This is a genomic window from Dietzia sp. SYD-A1, assembly GCF_015356725.1.
GTDB lineage: Bacteria > Actinomycetota > Actinomycetes > Mycobacteriales > Mycobacteriaceae > Dietzia.
Window position 1 is genome coordinate 1 of the sequence record NZ_JADDKI010000581.1, and the last position, 900, is coordinate 900.

Consider the following 900-nt stretch of genomic DNA (forward strand, 5'->3'; position numbering starts at 1 on the left):
GGTCGGCCGCGCGCGCCAGCCGGTCGGCCCGGGACACCGGTCCGGTCACGCGCTCGGCAGCAGGTCCGCGCGACGCGACTCGAAGTAGTCCAGCACCTCGTCGACCCCGGTGCCGCTGAGGCAGTCGGTCAGCACGACCGGCTTGCCGGAGCGCACGCGGTCGGCGTCGGAGCTCATCACCCCCAGGTCGCACCGCACGTACTGGGCGATGTCGATCTTGTTGATCACCAGAAGGTCACACTCCGTGATGCCGGGTCCGCGTTTCCGCGGCATCTTCTCGCCCTCGGCGGTGTCCAGGACGAAGAGGAACAGGTCCACCAGCGCGGGCGAGAACGTCAGGGTGAGATTGTCCCCGCCGGATTCGAAGATCAGGGTGTCGACGTCCGGGTGCTCCTCGAGCATCTCGGCGCCCACCGCCAGGTTCATGGTGGGGTCGTCGCGGACCGCGGTGTGGGGGCACGACCCGGTCTCCACGCCCACGACCTTGGCGGGGTCGAGGACGCCGGCCAACGTGCGGCGGACGTGCTCCGCGTCCTCCTGGGTGTAGATGTCGTTGGTGATCACCGCGGGCGCCCGACCGCGCTCGATGAGCAGCGGCACCAGAGCCTCGATCAGCGCGGTCTTGCCCGAGCCCACGGGCCCGCCGATCCCGATGCGCAGCACGCCTCGTCCCTCGGTCATGTGCGTTCCCCTTCCATCGTGTCCTCAGCTGGCGAAGAGCCTGGCATCGGAGTTCTCGTGGTGACAGCTGGCCAGGTCCAGTATCGGCGCGAACCCGCCCAGATCCTCCAGCACGGTGCCGACGGCGGCGTCGGCGACCTCCTCGATCACGGGCGCCGCCCCCCGGACCAGCGCCTGGGCACTGCGGTGGTCGGCCAACCGGAGTCGCAGCGCGGCGCC

At 70.7% G+C, this 900-nt stretch carries 1 protein-coding gene and 1 pseudogene; both read right to left on the reverse strand.

Annotated elements, in window-relative coordinates:
* Positions 1–45: 45 nt before the first annotated feature.
* Positions 46–681, reverse strand: a complete 636-nt coding sequence (gene ureG, locus IY392_RS17245) for an urease accessory protein UreG (RefSeq protein WP_194861901.1) — start codon at positions 679–681, stop codon at positions 46–48.
* A 24-nt stretch (positions 682–705) separates the two neighbouring features.
* Positions 706–900: pseudogene (locus tag IY392_RS17250) on the reverse strand (urease accessory protein); the annotation flags it as partial.